The sequence below is a fragment of the Arthrobacter arabinosi genome, assembly GCF_054511115.1.
This window is the reverse complement of record NZ_JBTNDF010000002.1, coordinates 683,105-699,811: the sequence shown is the minus strand read 5'-3', so window position 1 is coordinate 699,811 and position 16,707 is coordinate 683,105. Positions and strand designations below refer to the sequence as shown.

Annotated in this window: 13 protein-coding genes; 9 read left to right on the top strand and 4 right to left on the bottom strand. The window is 71.5% G+C overall.

Features of this window, described 5'->3' with window-relative positions:
* The first annotated feature begins 93 nt into the window (after nt 1-93).
* The 7 genes from ACX80P_RS07375 to ACX80P_RS07345 all read left to right on the top strand — a co-directional run bounded on the left by ACX80P_RS07375 (nt 94) and on the right by ACX80P_RS07345 (nt 9,019).
* Nucleotides 94-2,937 (top strand): aconitate hydratase, encoded by a 2,844-nt coding sequence (locus ACX80P_RS07375; protein ID WP_459277410.1) that lies wholly within the window; start codon nt 94-96, stop codon nt 2,935-2,937.
* 96 nt (nt 2,938-3,033) lie between these two features.
* Nucleotides 3,034-3,699 carry a GntR family transcriptional regulator gene (locus tag ACX80P_RS07370; protein ID WP_459277409.1) on the top strand — a complete coding sequence of 222 codons (666 nt, stop codon included), beginning with the start codon at nt 3,034-3,036 and terminating at the stop codon, nt 3,697-3,699.
* A gap of 2 nt (nt 3,700-3,701) precedes the next feature.
* Nucleotides 3,702-4,742 carry a nucleoside hydrolase gene (locus ACX80P_RS07365; protein ID WP_459277408.1) on the top strand — a complete coding sequence of 347 codons (1,041 nt, stop codon included), beginning with the start codon at nt 3,702-3,704 and terminating at the stop codon, nt 4,740-4,742.
* 213 nt (nt 4,743-4,955) lie between these two features.
* On the top strand, nt 4,956-5,870 hold the full coding sequence (locus tag ACX80P_RS07360) for an ECF transporter S component (RefSeq protein ID WP_459277407.1): 915 nt from the start codon (nt 4,956-4,958) through the stop codon (nt 5,868-5,870).
* A gap of 3 nt (nt 5,871-5,873) precedes the next feature.
* Nucleotides 5,874-6,623, top strand: coding sequence for an energy-coupling factor transporter transmembrane component T (locus ACX80P_RS07355; RefSeq protein ID WP_459277406.1), 750 nt, complete (start codon nt 5,874-5,876; stop codon nt 6,621-6,623).
* Complete coding sequence (locus tag ACX80P_RS07350) at nt 6,620-8,113, top strand: ABC transporter ATP-binding protein (RefSeq protein WP_459277405.1); 1,494 nt, start codon at nt 6,620-6,622, stop codon at nt 8,111-8,113. Before ACX80P_RS07355 ends, ACX80P_RS07350 begins: the two co-directional genes overlap by 4 nt.
* 42 nt (nt 8,114-8,155) lie before the next feature.
* Complete coding sequence (locus ACX80P_RS07345; protein WP_459277404.1) at nt 8,156-9,019, top strand: alpha/beta fold hydrolase; 864 nt, start codon at nt 8,156-8,158, stop codon at nt 9,017-9,019.
* Between the two features lie 36 nt (nt 9,020-9,055).
* On the opposite strand, the gene ACX80P_RS07340 is transcribed toward ACX80P_RS07345, so the two are convergent.
* The gene (locus tag ACX80P_RS07340) at nt 9,056-12,349 is read right to left on the bottom strand and encodes a DEAD/DEAH box helicase (RefSeq protein ID WP_459277403.1); all 3,294 of its coding nucleotides are present in this window, start codon (nt 12,347-12,349) and stop codon (nt 9,056-9,058) included.
* Between the two features lie 233 nt (nt 12,350-12,582).
* Here ACX80P_RS07340 and ACX80P_RS07335 point away from each other — a divergent pair, with 233 nt between their 5' ends.
* Nucleotides 12,583-13,884, top strand: coding sequence for a cation:proton antiporter (locus ACX80P_RS07335; RefSeq protein ID WP_459277402.1), 1,302 nt, complete (start codon nt 12,583-12,585; stop codon nt 13,882-13,884).
* On the opposite strand, the gene ACX80P_RS07330 is transcribed toward ACX80P_RS07335, so the two are convergent.
* On the bottom strand, nt 13,881-15,089 hold the full coding sequence (locus tag ACX80P_RS07330; protein WP_459277401.1) for a benzoate/H(+) symporter BenE family transporter: 1,209 nt from the start codon (nt 15,087-15,089) through the stop codon (nt 13,881-13,883). The genes ACX80P_RS07335 and ACX80P_RS07330 overlap by 4 nt on opposite strands.
* A gap of 78 nt (nt 15,090-15,167) precedes the next feature.
* On the opposite strand from ACX80P_RS07330, the gene ACX80P_RS07325 reads away from it, so the two are divergent.
* Nucleotides 15,168-15,740, top strand: coding sequence for a helix-turn-helix domain-containing protein (locus ACX80P_RS07325; protein WP_459277400.1), 573 nt, complete (start codon nt 15,168-15,170; stop codon nt 15,738-15,740).
* Between the two features lie 4 nt (nt 15,741-15,744).
* Here the strand turns inward: ACX80P_RS07325 and ACX80P_RS07320 are convergent, their stop codons facing one another.
* Nucleotides 15,745-15,885: a hypothetical protein gene (locus tag ACX80P_RS07320; RefSeq protein WP_459277399.1), complete on the bottom strand. Its 141-nt coding sequence runs from the start codon at nt 15,883-15,885 to the stop codon at nt 15,745-15,747.
* Nucleotides 15,882-16,679, bottom strand: a complete 798-nt coding sequence (locus ACX80P_RS07315) for a 3-oxoacyl-ACP reductase (RefSeq protein WP_459277398.1) — start codon at nt 16,677-16,679, stop codon at nt 15,882-15,884. Before ACX80P_RS07315 ends, ACX80P_RS07320 begins: the two co-directional genes overlap by 4 nt.
* Between the last annotated feature and the right edge of the window lie 28 nt (nt 16,680-16,707).

Below are 16,707 nucleotides of genomic sequence, written 5' to 3'. Positions count from 1 at the left end.
CGTTCGGGGACACGGTGTACGACTGTATACAGTGTCCCCGGTCGTGGAATAGGATGAAGCTATTCCACAACCTCTCTGAAGGGAGCCAACGTCATGTCGACCGCGGACTCATTCGGCGCGAAGGGCGTTCTCGACGTCGCAGGCGCCAACTACGAAATTTTCCGGCTCAGCGCCGTCGAAGGCGCCGAGAACCTCCCGTTCAGCCTCAAGGTGCTGCTGGAGAACCTCCTCCGCACGGAGGACGGCGCCAACATCACGGCCGACCACGTCCGCGCCCTCGCGGAGTGGGACGCCGCGGCGGAGCCCAGCACGGAGATCCAGTTCACGCCCGCGCGCGTGATCATGCAGGACTTCACGGGCGTGCCCTGCGTCGTCGACCTCGCAACGATGCGCGAGGCCGTCGCGGATCTCGGTGGAGACCCCAAGCGCGTCAACCCGCTCGCACCCGCCGAGATGGTCATCGACCACTCCGTCCAGATCGACGTGTTCGGCAACGCCGGCGCCCTCGAGCGGAACATGGAGATCGAATACCAGCGCAACGGGGAGCGCTACCAGTTCCTCCGCTGGGGACAGACCGCGTTCGACGACTTCAAGGTCGTCCCGCCGGGCATGGGCATCGTGCACCAGGTCAACCTCGAGTACCTCGCCCGCACCGTCATGACCCGCGAGGTCGACGGCGTGCTCCGCGCGTATCCCGACACGTGCGTCGGGACCGACTCGCACACCACCATGGTCAACGGCCTCGGCGTGCTCGGGTGGGGCGTCGGCGGCATCGAAGCGGAAGCGGCGATGCTCGGCCAGCCCGTCTCCATGCTCATCCCGCGCGTCGTCGGCTTCAAGCTCACCGGCGAAATCCCCGCCGGCGCCACCGCCACCGACGTCGTCCTCACCATCACGCAGATCCTGCGCACGCACGGCGTCGTCGGCAAGTTCGTCGAGTTCTACGGCGAGGGCGTCGCGTCCGTGCCCCTCGCCAACCGCGCGACGATCGGCAACATGAGCCCCGAGTTCGGCTCCACCGCCGCCATGTTCCCGATCGACGACGTCACGCTCGACTACCTGCGCCTCACGGGCCGCCCCGCCGAGAACGTGGAGCTGGTCGAGGCGTACGCCAAGGAACAGGGCCTCTGGCACGATCCCTCCCGCGAGATCCGCTTCTCCGAGTACCTCGAACTGGACCTCTCTACCGTGGTCCCCTCGATCGCCGGACCGAAGCGCCCGCAGGACCGCGTGGAGCTCACCAAGGCCAAGGCCCAGTTCCGCGAGGACCTGCGCAACTACTCGGACGACCCGGACCTGACCTTCGCGCCGGGGGGCACGGTGGACGAGGCCTCCCAGGAGAGCTTCCCCGCCTCCGACGCCCCGAGCTTCACGCCCGGCACGACGTCGACGGTCACCGACGAGAACGCCGCACCACGCGAGACGGTCGACGCCGGCACGAACGGCTCCACCCGCCCGTCGAAGAAGGTCGGTGTGTCCATGAAGGACGGCCGCGAGTTCGAGCTGGACCACGGCGCCGTGAGCATCGCGTCCATCACGTCCTGCACCAACACGTCCAACCCGTCCGTCATGCTCGCCGCCGCCGTCCTCGCACGCAACGCCGTCGAGAAGGGCCTCGTGTCCAAGCCGTGGGTCAAGACCTCCATGGCCCCGGGCTCCAAGGTCGTCACCGACTACTACGAGAAGTCGGGCCTGATCCCGTACCTGGAGAAGCTCGGCTTCTTCACGGTCGGCTACGGCTGCGCCACCTGCATCGGCAACTCCGGCCCGCTGGAGGACGAGATCTCGCAGGCCATCCAGGACAACGACCTCGCGGTCACCGCCGTCCTGTCCGGCAACCGCAACTTCGAGGGCCGCATCAACCCGGACGTGAAGATGAACTACCTGGCGTCGCCGCCGCTGGTGGTCGCCTACGCACTGGCCGGCACCATGGACTTCGACTTCGACACCGAGCCCCTCGGCCAGGACGAGGCAGGCGCCGACGTCTTCCTGAAGGACATCTGGCCCAACCCGGTCGAGGTCCAGCAGGTCATCGACGCCTCGATCGACGAGGAGATGTTCACCTCCAGCTACAGGACCATCTTCGAGGGCGACGAGCGCTGGCAGTCCCTGCCCACGCCCGACGGCGACACCTTCGCCTGGGATCCGGAGTCCACCTACGTGCGGAAGCCCCCGTACTTCGACGGCATGCAGCGGGAGGCGAGCCCGGTCGAGGACATCGCCGGCGCCCGCGTGCTGCTGAAGCTCGGCGATTCGGTCACCACCGACCACATCTCGCCTGCAGGGTCCTTCAAGTCGGACACCCCGGCCGGCCGGTACCTCACCGAGAAGGGCGTGCAGCGCAAGGACTTCAACTCCTACGGCTCGCGCCGTGGCAATCACGAGGTCATGATCCGCGGCACGTTCGCGAACATCCGCATCAAGAACCAGCTGCTCGACGGCGTCGAGGGCGGGTTCACGCGGGACTTCTCGCAGCCGGACGCGCCGCAGGCCGCCGTGTACGACGCCGCCGAGAACTACCGCGCGGCAGGCACGCCGCTCGTGGTCCTCGCCGGCAAGGAGTACGGCTCCGGCTCGTCCCGTGACTGGGCGGCCAAGGGCACCGCGCTGCTCGGCGTCAAGGCCGTCGTCGCCGAGAGCTACGAGCGCATCCACCGCTCCAACCTCATCGGGATGGGCGTCCTGCCGCTGCAGTACCCCGCGGGCCAGAACGCCGAGTCCCTCGGGCTCACGGGCACGGAGACGTTCGCGGTCAGCGGCGTCACCGAGCTCAACGAGGGCCGCACCCCCCGCACGGTGAAGGTCACCGCCACCCCGGCCGACGGCGGCTCGCCGATCGAGTTCGATGCGGTCCTCCGCATCGACACCCCGGGTGAGGCCGACTACTACCGCAACGGCGGCATCCTGCAGTACGTGCTGCGCCAGCTCGCGAGCTAGCGACCCGGGTCCCGGGCCGGGGGGAGGCCCCCCGGCCCGGGACCGTCCGCAGGGCCTGCCCTGCCCATCCGCCACGAGACCTCCGAGGAGGGCGCCATGACCGAGTCCGCGGAACTGTCGGCGCGCGTGGACGGCGACACGATCTTCCGCGTCCTCCGCAGCGAGATCCTCGCCGGTGTGCACCCGCCGGGAACGGCGCTGCGGGAAGTGGTGATCTCGGAACGGTTCGGGGTGTCCCGGACACCGGTCCGCGAGGCCCTCAGCCGGCTGCAGCACGAGCGCCTGCTCGAGCGGGCGGCGCGCGGCCTCCAGGTCCCGCAGATCGACGCGCAGGAGGTCATCCAGATCTACGACCTCCGCGTGATGCTCGAGGAGGAAGCCGCAGGCCAGGCCGCCCTCAACCGTGGCGCAGCCGACATCATGCGCCTCGAGGCGCTGCTGGAACGCGACCGCGCGGCCGTCGATCCCGACGACACCACCAAGGTCACCCACAACCTCGAGTTCCACACCTCGCTGTGGGCGTCGGCCCGCAACCCCATCCTCATGGACCTCCTGCAGCGGCTCTCCACCCACCTCATCCACACGCCGCGCTCCACGCTGTCGGTCGGGGACCGCTGGCAGGAGGTCCTCGTCGAGCACGAGGCGCTCATCAGCGCCATCACCGAACGGCGCAGCGACGACGCCCGGGCCATCGCGCGCCGGCACATGGAGACGGCCCGCACCATCCGCCTGCAGCTCCTGCGCACCACGGCGGCGGACTGACGGTGGTGCCCGACGGCGGCCCGCACCGCCTCCTGCTCGACGTCGACACGGGCATCGACGACGCCGTCGCCCTCCTGTACCTCCTCGGGACGCCGGACGTGGCGCTGGAGGCCGTCACCTGCACCGCGGGCAACGTCGGTGCGCGGCAGGTCGCCGAGAACACCCTCGCCCTGCTCGAGCTGTGCGGCCTCACCGGGGTGGAGGTCGCGATCGGCAGCGAGGTACCGCTGGAGATCCCCCTCGTCACCACGGAGGAGACGCACGGGGACCAGGGCGTCGGGTACGCCGTGCTGCCCCCGCCGCGCGGCGGCATCTCTGAGCGCCACGCCGTCGACGTCTGGGTCGGGGCCGTCCGGGACCACCCCGGCGAGGTCACCGGGATCGTCACGGGCCCGCTCACCAACCTCGCCCTCGCGCTCCGCGCCGAGCCGCGCCTGCCGATGCTCCTGAAGGGCCTCGTCATCATGGGCGGCGCGTTCAACCATCCGGGGAACACGACGCCGGTCGCCGAGTGGAACACGCACGTGGACCCGCATGCGGCCAAGGAGGTCTACGCGGCGTACGAGGGCCTGCCGTTCGGGAAGCTGCCCATCGTGTGCGCGCTGGAGACCACGGAGCGGATCGAGTGCACGCCCGCGCACGTCGACGCCCTGTCCCGTGCCGCCGGCGCCGGTCCCGAGATCCTCGACCCGGGGGAGCCCGAGGGGACGCGCAGCAGGAACGGCAATGCCGTCGTCGCCTGCGTGTCCGATGCCCTCCGCTTCTACATGGAGTTCCACCGGCTGTACGACCAGGGCTACGTGGCGCACCTCCACGACCTGTTCGCCGCGATGGTCGCGACGGGGGAGGCGGCCTTCGAGGATCGTCCGGCGACCGTGGACGTCGAGACGGAGTCCTCGCTGACGTTCGGGCAGACGGTCGCCGACGTCGCCGGCATGTGGAAGCGGGCACCGAACGCGCGGATCGTCACGGCCAACGACCCCGTGGCCGTGTTCGAGCTCATGGTGCGCCGGCTGTCCGACGTCGCCCGCCGGCACGGCTGAGGGCGGGCCCTGTTCCTGTCGCCCGGGTCTCCGGGTGCTTCCGTCCCGACACGCGCTGCGGCGGTGCGGGTCCGTGGGGCAGGTGCCCCGCGTCCGGGCGCCCGGCATGGTGGCGCGACCCCCGGTAGACTGGTGGGGCCGCGCGCTGCTGCGCGGCCGGCGCCGAGGTGACATGAGGTGCGTCCCGCCACCCCATCGCGCCCAAGGACTATCGTGAGTTCCTCCCTGACCCTCGCCACCGAGCCCGCCGCCCAGCGGCCGCGCCGGCTCCTGATCGGCCTCGGGGCCGCACTCATCGCGGCCACCTACGTGTTCCTCGTCGTCGTCCAGCCCGCCGAGATCGCCGGCGGGATGGGCAGCACGGCGTCGCTCGTCTCGCTCTTCGGCTTCCTCGGGGGCGGCGCGCTGCTGGTCGGGGGGATCCTCCCGATGCTCAGCACCGGTTCCCTCGTGGTCATGCCGCTGGGCATCGCCCTGAACATCGCGATCGGGCAGATCGCCGGTTCCCTGGGGATGCAGATCTATCTCGACGCCATCGGCACCGTGCTCGTCGCCGTCCTGGCCGGCCCCGCCGCGGGCGCCGCCACGGGTGCGATCAGCAACGCCATCTGGGGCCTCTTCAACCCGTTCGCGCTGCCCTTCGCGGCGGGGGCGGCCCTCATCGGGCTGCTCGCGGGCCTCGCCGCACGGTACGGCGCCTTCCGACGCGTGTACCTCGTGCCCGTCGCAGGGCTCGTCGTCGGGGCGGTGGGCGGACTCGTCGCGGCGCCGGTGGCCGTCTTCATGTTCGGCGCTGCCGGGACGTTCGGGACCAACGCGATCATCGCCGTCTTCCGCTCGATGGGGGACAAACTGCTGGTCGCCGCCACGAAGCAGGGCCTGCTGTCGGACTCGCTGGACAAGATCGTGGTGTTCGTCGTCGTCGCCCTCATCGTCTACGCACTGCCGCAGCGGGCCGTGCGCCGGTTCCCGTTCGCCCGCACGTACCGGGTGCTCGGCAACAGGACCGGCACCCCGGGAAGCAACCCGACCCGCGCCGCGGCCGGCACTTCCACCGCCACCGGTGAAGCCTCCACCCCCGGTGAAGCCTCCACCCCCGGCCGCGGGAACGACACCAGCGTCGCCTGAGCCATGCCCCGCCGCAGGATCTACAACCCCCTGACCGAACTGCTCGCCGCGGTCCTGCTGGTGGTGCTCGTCCTCGTGGTGGACCGCTGGGGTTTCTCCCTCGCCGTGCTGGTCCTCGTGGTGCTCCCTGCCGTGCTGCTGTCCGGCCGGCCCCGGCAGATCGGCCTGGCGATCACCGTCCTCGCGGGGCCCCTGCTCGTCTCCTCCCTGCTGCTGCACGGGCTCTTCTTCCCCGAGGGGACCACCGTCCTGGCCGACCTCGGCGTCGCCCGGGTGACAGCCGAGGGCCTGTCCTTCGCCGCCCTCATGGGGCTCCGCATGACCGTGTTCACCGCGGTGCTGCTCACGGCGGCGATGACGCTGGACATCCCCGACCTCCTCGCCACCATGACGCACCGCGGCTGGAACCGGAAGCTCGTCTTCGTCGTCGGATCCGCCGTCGGGCTTCTCCCGCACGTCGCGCAGCGCGCACGCCACATCACGCGGGCCCAGCAGGCCCGCGGGCTCATCGTGGGGCGCGGTCCGCTCTCCCGCGCGCGGGCCCTGCTGACCGTGCTCACGCCGCTCGTCATCGGGCTGCTCGTGGACGCCTCCGAGCGCACGCGCATGCTCGAAGCCCGCGGCTTCTCGTCCACCGGCCCGCGCACGAGCTACCTGCCGGACACCGACACGGCAGGCCAGCGTGCGGCACGCCGCGCCATGGTCGCCGTCGTCGGTGCGGCCTCCGCCGCCTGGCTCGTGATCGCGGCATGATCAGCCTCGACGGCACCGCCTTCGCCTACGACGACGGCACCCCGGTGCTCGCCGGGATCGCGCTCACCGTGCGCGCGGGGGACCATGTGGTCGTCGCAGGACCCTCCGGGTCCGGCAAGACGACCCTCGCCCGGCTGCTCGCCGGGCTGACCGGCGCCGATGCGGGCTCCACGTTCGCGGGCACCATCACGCTCGACGGCGAGACCGTGCGCTTCCGCGGAGAGCCCGAGGACCCGCGGATCGACCCCGCCGGGTGGAGCGCGAGGGTGGCGTACGTCGCGCAGGGCGCCTGGGGGCAGCTGTCCATGATGTCGTCGACGGTCGCCGAGGAGATCGCCTTCGGCCCTGCGAACCGGGGCGTGCCCGCCCGGGAGCTGCGGCAGGCCGTCGACGACGTCGCGGCCGCCCTGAAGCTGACACCGCTCCTGGCCCGTGATCCCCGACGGCTCTCCGGCGGGCAGCTCCAGCGCGTCATCATCGCTGCGGCGGTGATCCAGCGGCCCGCGATCCTCGTCCTCGACGAGCCGTTCCAGGGGCTCGACGACGACGCCGCCCAGGATGTCTCCGCGGCCCTCGAGGCGCTCCGGAGGACCGGCACCGGGGTGGTGGTCACTGCACCGCTGCTCCCGAGGGAGGCACCGGAGGGCGCGCGCGTCCTGGCCCTGGCCGACGGCCGTCGCGTGTTCGACGGATCGCTGGTCGAGGCCCGGGCGGCCGGACTGCGTCGCTTCGGCATCGGCACGGCGGGGGACCCCCTCCGGTCGGCCGGCCACGCTGTGCCGCGCCCCGTCGATCCCTCGGGGCCCGAGCTCGTCGCGGTACGGGGCCTCGTCCTCCACTACCCGCGGGAGCCCGGCACCACGGCTCCCGCGGGGCTGGCCGGCATCGACCTGTCCGTCCGGGCGGGGGAGGTGGTCGCCGTGCGCGGGCCCAACGGGTCCGGCAAGTCCACCCTGCTGCAGCACCTGAACGGGCTGCACCGGGCGGAGCGCGGCTCGGTGACGTCGGGGGGCGTGCCGGTCGGCCGCCAGCCGACGGGAGCCCTCGCGACCACCGTGGGGTACCTGTTCCAGGACACGGACCAGCAGCTGTTCGAGCGCACGGTCCTGCGTGAGGTCTCCTACGGTCCACGGGCTGCCGGGTTGCGGAAGGACGACGCCGCACGGCGGGCCGCGGCCGCCCTCGACGCGGTGGGGCTCGGCGCCCTGGCGGGGGCCCACCCGTACGAGCTGGGCTTCGTGCAGCGGCGCATGGTGGCGCTGGCGTCCCTCATGGCGACGGGTCCGGCCGTCTGGGCGCTCGACGAGCCCACCGCGGGCCTCGACGAACCGGCACGCGCGTCGTTCGCCGCCCTCGTCTCGCGCCACACCCGGGAGGGCGGCTGCGTGCTCATGGCGACGCACGACGCCGCCTTCGCCGACGCCGTCGCGCACCGGAGCATCTGGCTGGACGGCGGCAGCGTCCGCGCCGACGGTGCGACACCGGGCTGACGTGCTCCCCACCGGGAGGACGCAGCCCCTAGGGTGAACAGCATGGACCTCTTGCGCGAAAGGCAGCGGACGATCGAGGCAGCGGGCGCCGACCTCGCCGTGTTCGAGTACGGCCTCGATCCGGGCCCGTCCACGCCGACCCTCGTCTTCCTGCACGGTTATCCCGATGACCACCGCGTGTTCCACCCGGTCCTCCGGGAGCTCGCGCCCACGCATCACCTGGTCGCGTTCGACACCCGGAACGCGGGCCGGTCCCGTGTCCGCGAGGGTGCGGGCTTCACCGTCGCGGAGCTCGTCGACGATGTCTTCGCCGTGCTCGACGCCGTGGACACGCCGGGCGGGGTGCGCCTGGTGGGTCATGACTGGGGGTCGATCCAGGGCTGGGCAGCGATGCAGGACGAGCGTGCCCAGGGGCTGATCCTCGACTACACCAGCATCTCCGGCCCTGACCTGCGTCACTTCTCCCGGTGGCTGCACGCGCGGTTGCGGACGCCCCGCCTCGCGCCGCAGGGTGCGGGGCAGATGCTGCGCAGCTGGTACGTCGGGTTCTTCCGGCTGCCCGTCCTGCCCGAGGCGCTGTGGAAGTATGCGCTGACCCGGCGCTACGAGCTGACGGCGCGACGCAACGTAGGGCAGGACCCCGTGCGGGGCCTCGCCCTCTACCGGACCAACATGTCCTCGGCGGTGAAGCTCCCCCCGCGGCGTCCCATCACCGTGCCGGTGCACGTGATCGTCCCGCTGAAGGATCCCTTCCTGTCACCGCATCTCGCCGACGGGCTCGAGGAGTGGGTGTCGGACCTGACCGTCACGAGCGTCCCGGGCGGGCACTGGTGGATCGCGGCCCGGCCCCGTGCGTTCGCCGAACTGCTCGATCCTGCGCTGCGGAACCGGGACGCTTCCGACTGATCCCGCGCTACCGGCCAGGGCGCGGCGAGGACCGGCCTACGCCTCCAGCAGCCCCCGGATGTCGTCCGCGGTCAGGGCGGAGGAGAAGACGGCGTCGTCGTCCATGACGGACGTGAACAGCTTCGCCTTCTTCTCCTTGAGCTTCATGACTTTCTCCTCGATGGTCCCCCTGGACACCATGCGGTAGACCATGACGTTCTTGGTCTGGCCGATGCGGTGGGTGCGGTCCACGGCCTGGGCCTCGGAGGCCGGGTTCCACCACGGGTCGAGCAGGAAGCAGTAGTCGGCCTCCGTCAGGTTCAGGCCGAACCCGCCGGCCTTGAGGCTGATGAGGAACACGGGCGCCGTGCCGTCCTTGAAGGAGTCGATGACGTCGCCGCGGTTGCGGGTGGAGCCGTCGAGGTAGGCGTACTCGATGCCGCGGGCGTCCAGCTGCTCGGCCGCCTTCGTGAGGTAGGACGTGAACTGGCTGAACACGAGCGCCCGGTGCCCTTCCGCGAGGACGTCCTCGAGATTCTCGAACAGGACGTCGAGCTTCGCGGACGGGACGCCCGCGTGCGCCGGGTCCACGAGCGAGGCGTCGAGGCTGAGCATGCGGAGCAGGGTGAGGGACCGGAAGACGATCATCCGGTTGCGGTTCATGTCCTCGATCAGTCCGAGGAGCTTCTGCCGCTCGCGCTGCAGGTACGTCTCGTAGATGTGCCGGTGCTCGGGGTGGAGCTCCACCTCCAGGACCTGCTCCTGCTTCGGTGGGAGGTCGGACGCGACGGCCTCCTTGGTGCGGCGCATCATCAGCGGGCGGATGCGCTTGCGGAGCCGCACGAGCGGACGGTTGTCGCCGGTCTTCTCGATCGGCGTGCGGTAGTCCTCGGTGAACCTGCGGGCCGAGGGGAACAGCCCAGGCGCGACGATGGTGAACAGGGACCACAGCTCCATGAGGTTGTTCTCCATGGGGGTGCCGGTGATCGCGAGCTTGAACGGCGCATCGAAGTCCTTCGCCGACTGGTGCACCTTCGACGCGCGGTTCTTCACGAACTGCGCCTCGTCCAGGACGAGCCCGGACCAGGAGTGGTCCTGGTAGGCGGGGAAGTCCAGGCGGAAGAGCGTGTACGAGGTGATGACGACGTCGGCGTCGCCCACCTGCTCGCCGATCGGGACGCCGGAGGCGCCCTGCGTGTCGGTGATCGCGACGACCTTCAGGCCCGGCGCGAAGCGGTGCGCCTCGTTCGACCAGTTGGGCACCACGGAGGTGGGCGCGACGACGATGAACGGCGCGTCGAGCCCCGACGTCTCCTTCGCGTGCACCATGAGGGCCAGGGCCTGCAGGGTCTTGCCGAGCCCCATGTCGTCGGCGAGCACGCCCCCGAGGCGGTGGCGCCACAGGAACGCGAGCCAGCTGAAGCCCTCCGCCTGGTACGGGCGCATGTCGGCGACCAGGCCCGCCGGGGCCGGGGTGGCCTCGACGTCCTCGAGCTCGAGCAGTCCGCTCACGGCGTCCCGCCAGGACTGCGCCTGCTCGGTCTCCTCGGCGAGATCCTCGAGATCCGCCCACAGCCCGGCCTGGTAGCGGCTGATCTGCAGCCCCGACTCCGGGTCCCACTCGCTGAGCGCCCGCGCTTCCTCGATGAGCTCACGGAGCTGCTCGAAGACGGGCTGGTCGAGCGAGAGGTAGCTGTTGTCGACGAGCTTCAGTTTCTTCTGGCCCTGGGCGAGCGCACGGAAGACGGAGTCGAAGGGGATGGTGCGGCCGCTGACCGTCACCATCACGCCGAGATCGAACCAGTCGCGGTCGTCCGTCTCGACGGTGCTGATCCGCAGCGTCGGTGTCTCGGTCAGTTCCCGGTAGTCGGGCTTCTCGCCGACCACCTCGACGCTCACGCCGTCCAGCTCCAGGAGCCGTGGCAGGACGTCCTCCGCGAAGTCGACGGCCTGCATATCCTCGAGCCTGATCGAGCGCAGCGGGACGGGTCCGAGGGCCTGGCGTGCCGAGGCCGCGAGGGCGTCCTCGACGTCGGCCTCGCGGTAGCCGTCGTCGCTGCCGGGACCTCCGCGGCGGAACGGCCGGCGCTGCACGGCGTCGCCGAGCGCGTAGTCGAAGTGCCAGTCGAGGACCACCGACCCGTCCGCGCCGTACGCCGTGGTGAGGACCAGCGTCGGGGGCTGGATCTCGGGGAGCTCGACACTGCCGTCGCTGCTGTCCACGTGGATGGACTGCCGCAGCTTCGGGTAGTAGTCCCGCAGGAAGAGGGACTTCTCCTCCTCGGGCACGACGACGGCGTGGCCACGCTGCAGGAGCTCGATGTCCTTGGGCGTCAGCCGGCGGGACGTCGGTGCGAGGGTGATGGTGTCATCGGGGGCGACGGTGTAGACGCCGTGCGTGCTGATGACGTGGGCGGTCTCGGACGGGTGGGGCCGGCCGTCGACGTCGAGGGCCGGGCACAGGCGCAGCGAGCCGTCCTCCGCCTCCGTCGCGTCGAGCTTCAGCGTGGCGCGGTCCGCGAGGTCGATCGTCACGGACTTCTTCGAGCCCACGAATGCGATGCCGAGGCGCCGGGCCTCGTCCAGCAGCTGCCAGAGCATGGGGTTGCTGAAGTCGTCCAGGTACAGCCAGGAGTCGTTGTTGCCGAAGTAGTTGACGCCGGTGCCGCGGTGCAGCGCGGGGAACTGGGAGAACCACCGGTGCTGGTCCGGGTCCAGCGTCAGGCCGTACGTCTGGTAGCTGATGCTGCCCCACGACAGGTTGTTCTTGATCCACTTGCCCTTGCCGTTCTGGCTGACGGGGCGCACACCGAGGCGCGTGTTGAGGGTGCGCTGGCCCTGGCGCTGGGCGGCCGAGCCCCAGCGCTGCACGGCGACCTCGGGGGTGCGCAGCTCGAACTGCAGGCCGAGAGGCGTGCGCGGCGCGGGGGAGTCGACGGCGGTACCGGCCTCCAGCAGGTCCGTGAGGGACGCCTGCCAGCCCGCGGGGACCGACGAGGGGGGAGCGGTCCGGGCACCGAGGTCGCGCTCGTGCTGCGCGAGCAGGTTCTCCGTGTTGCTCTGCAGGGCCGTGGCCGCCACGTGCTTGCAGTCCGCGCCGACAGGGCAGCTGCAGAAGTTCTCGAGCGGACGGAAGCGCCCGTCGCCCTTCAGTCCGAGGCGCAGCTTGGTCCGGTAGTCGTTCGGTGCGGTGCCGCGGACCTTCCCGGTCAGCAGCTTGGAATCGGCGTCCCACGTGAGGGAGCTGACGGCACCGTCCTTCGCGTAGGTCTGCCCGCGCTGGAACGCAGCGCCGCCCACGATCCGGATGATGTCGGTGACATCGACCATGGGGTGGGTGGAATTGGGCATAATTCCATGCTCTCATGCGGTGGTGACGCTCCCCTCGCCCGGCGCTGCGTTTCGGGGGAGAGGCGCGGGCGCCGACGGGGGCGCGGTCGGATCGGGACGGGAAGCACACCCGGAGCCGATCCCGAAACCGCCGGTCGGGCCGTGGCCGCGATCCTGCGGTGCCGGGGCCTGCCCTACTGTTGACAAGGGGACTCATGGCCGCCGCGGGTGGTCCCGACCGGAAGAGGAAGAACGTGTTCGAAGCAGCAAGCATCATCTACGCGGCAGCAGGGCTCGCCGTGTTCGCGGCTGCCCTCCTGCCCCGCCTGCTCAGCCGGGCCCCCGTCTCGATGCCGATGGTCTTCCTCGCCGCCGGGATCCTCATCTTCTCCTTCGCACCCGACCTGCCCACCCCGGACCCGCTCGAGTACAGCGACGTCACCGTCCACCTCAGCGAGGTCTGCGTCATCATCTCGCTCATGGGGGCAGGGCTCGCACTGGACCGCAGGATCGGCCGGCGCCGGTGGTCCACCACCTGGCGCCTCCTCGGGATCGCCATGCCCCTGTGCATCCTGGTGCTGACGCTGCTCGGGATGTGGGTGCTGGGCCTCGGCATCGCGTCGGCCCTCCTGATCGCCGCCGCGCTGGCTCCCACGGACCCGGTCCTGGCCTCCGAGGTCCAGGTGGGCGAGCCCTCCGAGTCCGAGGAGGACCTCGAAGCCGAGGACGAGGTCCGCTTCGGGCTGACCTCCGAGGCCGGCCTGAACGACGGCCTCGCGTTCCCGTTCGTGTACCTCGCGATCCTCCTCAGCACGGTCGGGACCGCTCCCTCCGCGTGGTTCCCGGAGTGGATCCTGCTCGACGTGCTCTGGCGCATCACGATCGGCTGCGTGTTCGGGTACGGCGTGGGCAAGCTGCTGGGCCGGATCTTCTTCCGCACGCCCCTCAAGAGCGTCCGCCTCTCGAACTACTCCGAGGGTTTCGTCGCGCTCGCCGCCACCTTCCTGACCTACGGGGTGACCGAGGCCGTGGAAGGGTACGGCTTCATCGCCGTGTTCGTGTGCGCGGTCACCATCAGGGCGGGGGAGCAGACCAACGGCTACCACGGGGTCCTCCACAGCTACATCGAGCAGCTCGAGCGCCTCCTGACCATCGTCGTGCTCGTCCTGCTCGGCGGCGCCGTGGCCCGCGGCCTGTTCGACGGCCTGCGCCCGCTCGAGGTCGTGGTGGCCGTCGCCTTCATCCTGCTGGTCCGCCCGATCACCGCCTGGCTCAGCCTCGCCCGCGGCAAGACGGGGCCCCGGGAGCGGGGCGTCCTGGCATTCTTCGGCGTCCGCGGCATCGGCACCGTCTACTACCTCGGCTATGCACTCTCCAAGGGTGATTTCTCCGCCGACGAGAGCACCGTGTGGCGTATCGGCGGCCTCGTGGTCGTCCTGTCGATCGTGGTGCACGGCATCACCGCAGGGCCGGTCATCAATGCCCTCGACCGCGCGCGCATGCGCAAGGCGGCCGCGCAGGGCGACGAGGCGCAGGCGCCCGTCACTCCGGTCTAGGCACCCCGCCCGCCGGACGGTGAGCCGGTCGCGCGGCGTTCGAGCATGCTCCGGACCGCGAGCCCTCCGACGAGCGCCCAGAACGCCCCGCCGATCCCCAGGACGGACAGGCCGGACGCCGCGAGGAGGAAGGTCACCGCGCCGCTCATGCGACCTGACGCGTCCCTGAGGGACGCCGTCACCGCCGTCGCCATGGTGCCGATCAGGGCGAGCCCGGCCACCGCCTCCAGGAGCCCGGCGGGCGCGGCGCCGACGACGACGACGAGCGCGCCCGAGCCTGCGGCGAGCACCAGGTAGGACAGCCCGGCGGTGAGGGCCGCGATCCACCGGCGGTCCCGGTCCCCCGCCCCCTCGCCGGCGGTCAGCGCGGCGGACAGGGCAGCGAGGTTGACGGCGTGTCCGCCGAACGGCGCGACGACGGCGGTCCCGGCTCCCGTGAGGGCCAGGGCGGGCCGCCAGGGGGCCTCGTAGCCGAAGGAGGAGAGCACGGCGACGCCCGGGAGGTTCTGCGACGCCATCGTGACCACGTACAGCGGCAGGGCGATGCCGAGGACGGCGGCCGGTTCCAGCACCGGGACGGTGAACGCCAGGGATGGCGCCAGGGACGACGCGTCGATCGCCGTGCCCGCGAGTCCGAGCTGGACGCCGATGACGCCCAGGGCCGCGACGAGCGCGAGGGGGACCGACCACTTCGGGGCGAGGGCCGATGCGGCGAGCCAGACGAGGATCACCGGCAGCACCAGGAGCGGGATGGTGCCGATCGACTGGAACGGCGCCAGGCACAGGGGGAGCAGCACGCCTGCGAGCATCGCCTGGGCGAGATGCTGCGGGATGCGGGCCACCAGCCGGCCCAGCCACGGCACGGCCGCAGTCAGCGCGATCAGGACGCCGGTGACCAGGAAGGCGCCGACCGCCGCGGGCCAGCCGCCGGACGGGACGGCGGCACCGGCGAGCAGCGCGGCGCCCGGGGTGGACCACGAGAGCGTGACGGGGATGCGGTACCGCAGCGACAGCAGGACGATCCCGAGACCGACGACGACGGTCAGCGCCAGCAGCCCGGAGGCGGCCTGCTCGGCCGACGCGCCGGTGGCCCGCAGGCCCGCGAGCACGACGGCGAACGACGAGGTGAAGCCCACCAGCGCGGTGACGATGCCGGCGAGGACGGGTTCGTGCAGGCCGGGCCGCACGGAGGATCCGGTGTGCACCGCGTGACTCCTGTCGGTGGCGCCGCAGCGCCCTCGGAATTCGTTCTGTATACGGAACGGCCAGAGTAGGATGCGGGGATGCCCCAGGACAAACCGGACCGTAATGAGTCGCTGCGCTCCGCCGTCGCCCGCAGGATCACCGCCCTGCGCCACGACCGGGGGCTCTCCCTCAGTGCCCTGGCGCTGCAGGCGGGCATCGGGAAGGGGACGCTGTCCGAGCTGGAGGCGGGGACCCGCAACCCGACCCTCGGAACGCTGTACGCGCTCGCGGGTCCCCTCGGGGTGCCGCTCACCGGACTCGTCGGGGACGGGACGGGGCGCGGTGTCTCCGACGGCGTCGTCGAGGCCCGGCTGCTCACGGTACGCGCGCACGACGACGGCGGGATCACCGAGGTCTTCTGGCTCACCATCGCGTCCCCGGGGACGCGGGTGTCACCGGCCCACGGAGCGGGAACGGTGGAGCACTTCCGCGTGGTGCGGGGCAGCGCCCGCGTGGGTGTGCGCGGCGCCGAGCAGGACGCGCAGGCCGGCGAGACGCTGTCCTGGCGCGGGGACGCGGTGCACTCCTACGCGTCGACGGACGGGGTCGCGGAGGGGGTCCTGACCATCGAGACGCCGGTGCGCCCGGACCGACCGCGCGCCGGCGGGTAGCCGGTCAGGCGTGGCGTCGCTGCCCGAGCTCCCGCTGGACGGCCTCCACCTCGCCGCTGAGCGCCGGCAGGCGGGGGAAGTCCTGTTCCACCGCGAGCCCGCGGACGAGCAGATCCGCGAGGGGCCCGGCGCCGTCCTCCGTCACAGGGGCGTGACGTAGGCGCCGGCGATCCCGCCGTCGACCATGAACTGGCTCGCCGTGATGAAGGACGAGTCGTCCGAGGCGAGGAAGGCGACGGCGGCGGCGAGCTCGTCGGGCTCGGCGAAGCGACCCAGCGGGATGTGGACGAGGCGGCGCCGGGCCTGTTCGGCGTCGCTGGCGAACAGCTCCCGCAGCAGGGGGGTGTTGACCGGACCGGGACAGAGCGCGTTCACCCGGATGCCCTGCCGGGCGAACTGGACCCCCAGCTCGCGGCTCATGGACAGCACGCCGCCTTTCGAGGCGGAGTAGGAGATCTGGGACGTGGCGGCGCCGAGGACCGCCACGAAGGACGCCGTGTTGATGATCGAGCCTCGTCCCTGCGCCTGCATGTAGGGCAGGACGTACTTGCAGCAGTAGTACACGCTCGTCAGGTTCACCTCCTGGACCCGGCGCCACGCGTCGATCCCCGTGTCGAGGATGGAGGAGTCGTCGTCGGGTGAGATCCCCGCGTTGTTGAACGCGATGTCGACGGAGCCGTAGGTCTCCAGGGCGAACGCGTACATCGCCTGGACATCGTCCGCGCGGGTGACGTCGGCGCGGATGAAGCTGCCGTCGAACTGCTCTGCCAGCCCCGTCCCGACCGCGTCCGGGCAGATGTCGGCGATCACCACACGCCCGCCCTCGTGGGCGAGGCGGCGGGCGGTGGCCAGGCCGATCCCCGATGCGCCCCCGGTGACGACCGCCGTCCGCCCCTCCAGCCGGTTGGTCACGAGTCCGTTGTAGGGCAGGGCTGTCATGGGCTCTCCTTGTGGTCGATGAACGATG

Excerpts from the sequence above, each read along its gene's own strand:
- ACX80P_RS07375 (WP_459277410.1), top strand. The coding sequence starts at position 94 with ATGTCGACCGCGGACTCATTCGGCGCGAAGGGCGTTCTCGACGTCGCA.
- ACX80P_RS07325 (WP_459277400.1), top strand. The coding sequence starts at position 15,168 with ATGCCCCAGGACAAACCGGACCGTAATGAGTCGCTGCGCTCCGCCGTC.
- ACX80P_RS07370 (WP_459277409.1), top strand. The coding sequence starts at position 3,034 with ATGACCGAGTCCGCGGAACTGTCGGCGCGCGTGGACGGCGACACGATC.
- ACX80P_RS07350 (WP_459277405.1), top strand. The coding sequence starts at position 6,620 with ATGATCAGCCTCGACGGCACCGCCTTCGCCTACGACGACGGCACCCCG.
- ACX80P_RS07345 (WP_459277404.1), top strand. The coding sequence starts at position 8,156 with ATGGACCTCTTGCGCGAAAGGCAGCGGACGATCGAGGCAGCGGGCGCC.
- ACX80P_RS07355 (WP_459277406.1), top strand. The coding sequence starts at position 5,874 with ATGCCCCGCCGCAGGATCTACAACCCCCTGACCGAACTGCTCGCCGCG.
- ACX80P_RS07340 (WP_459277403.1), bottom strand. The coding sequence starts at position 12,349 with ATGCCCAATTCCACCCACCCCATGGTCGATGTCACCGACATCATCCGG.
- ACX80P_RS07315 (WP_459277398.1), bottom strand. The coding sequence starts at position 16,679 with ATGACAGCCCTGCCCTACAACGGACTCGTGACCAACCGGCTGGAGGGG.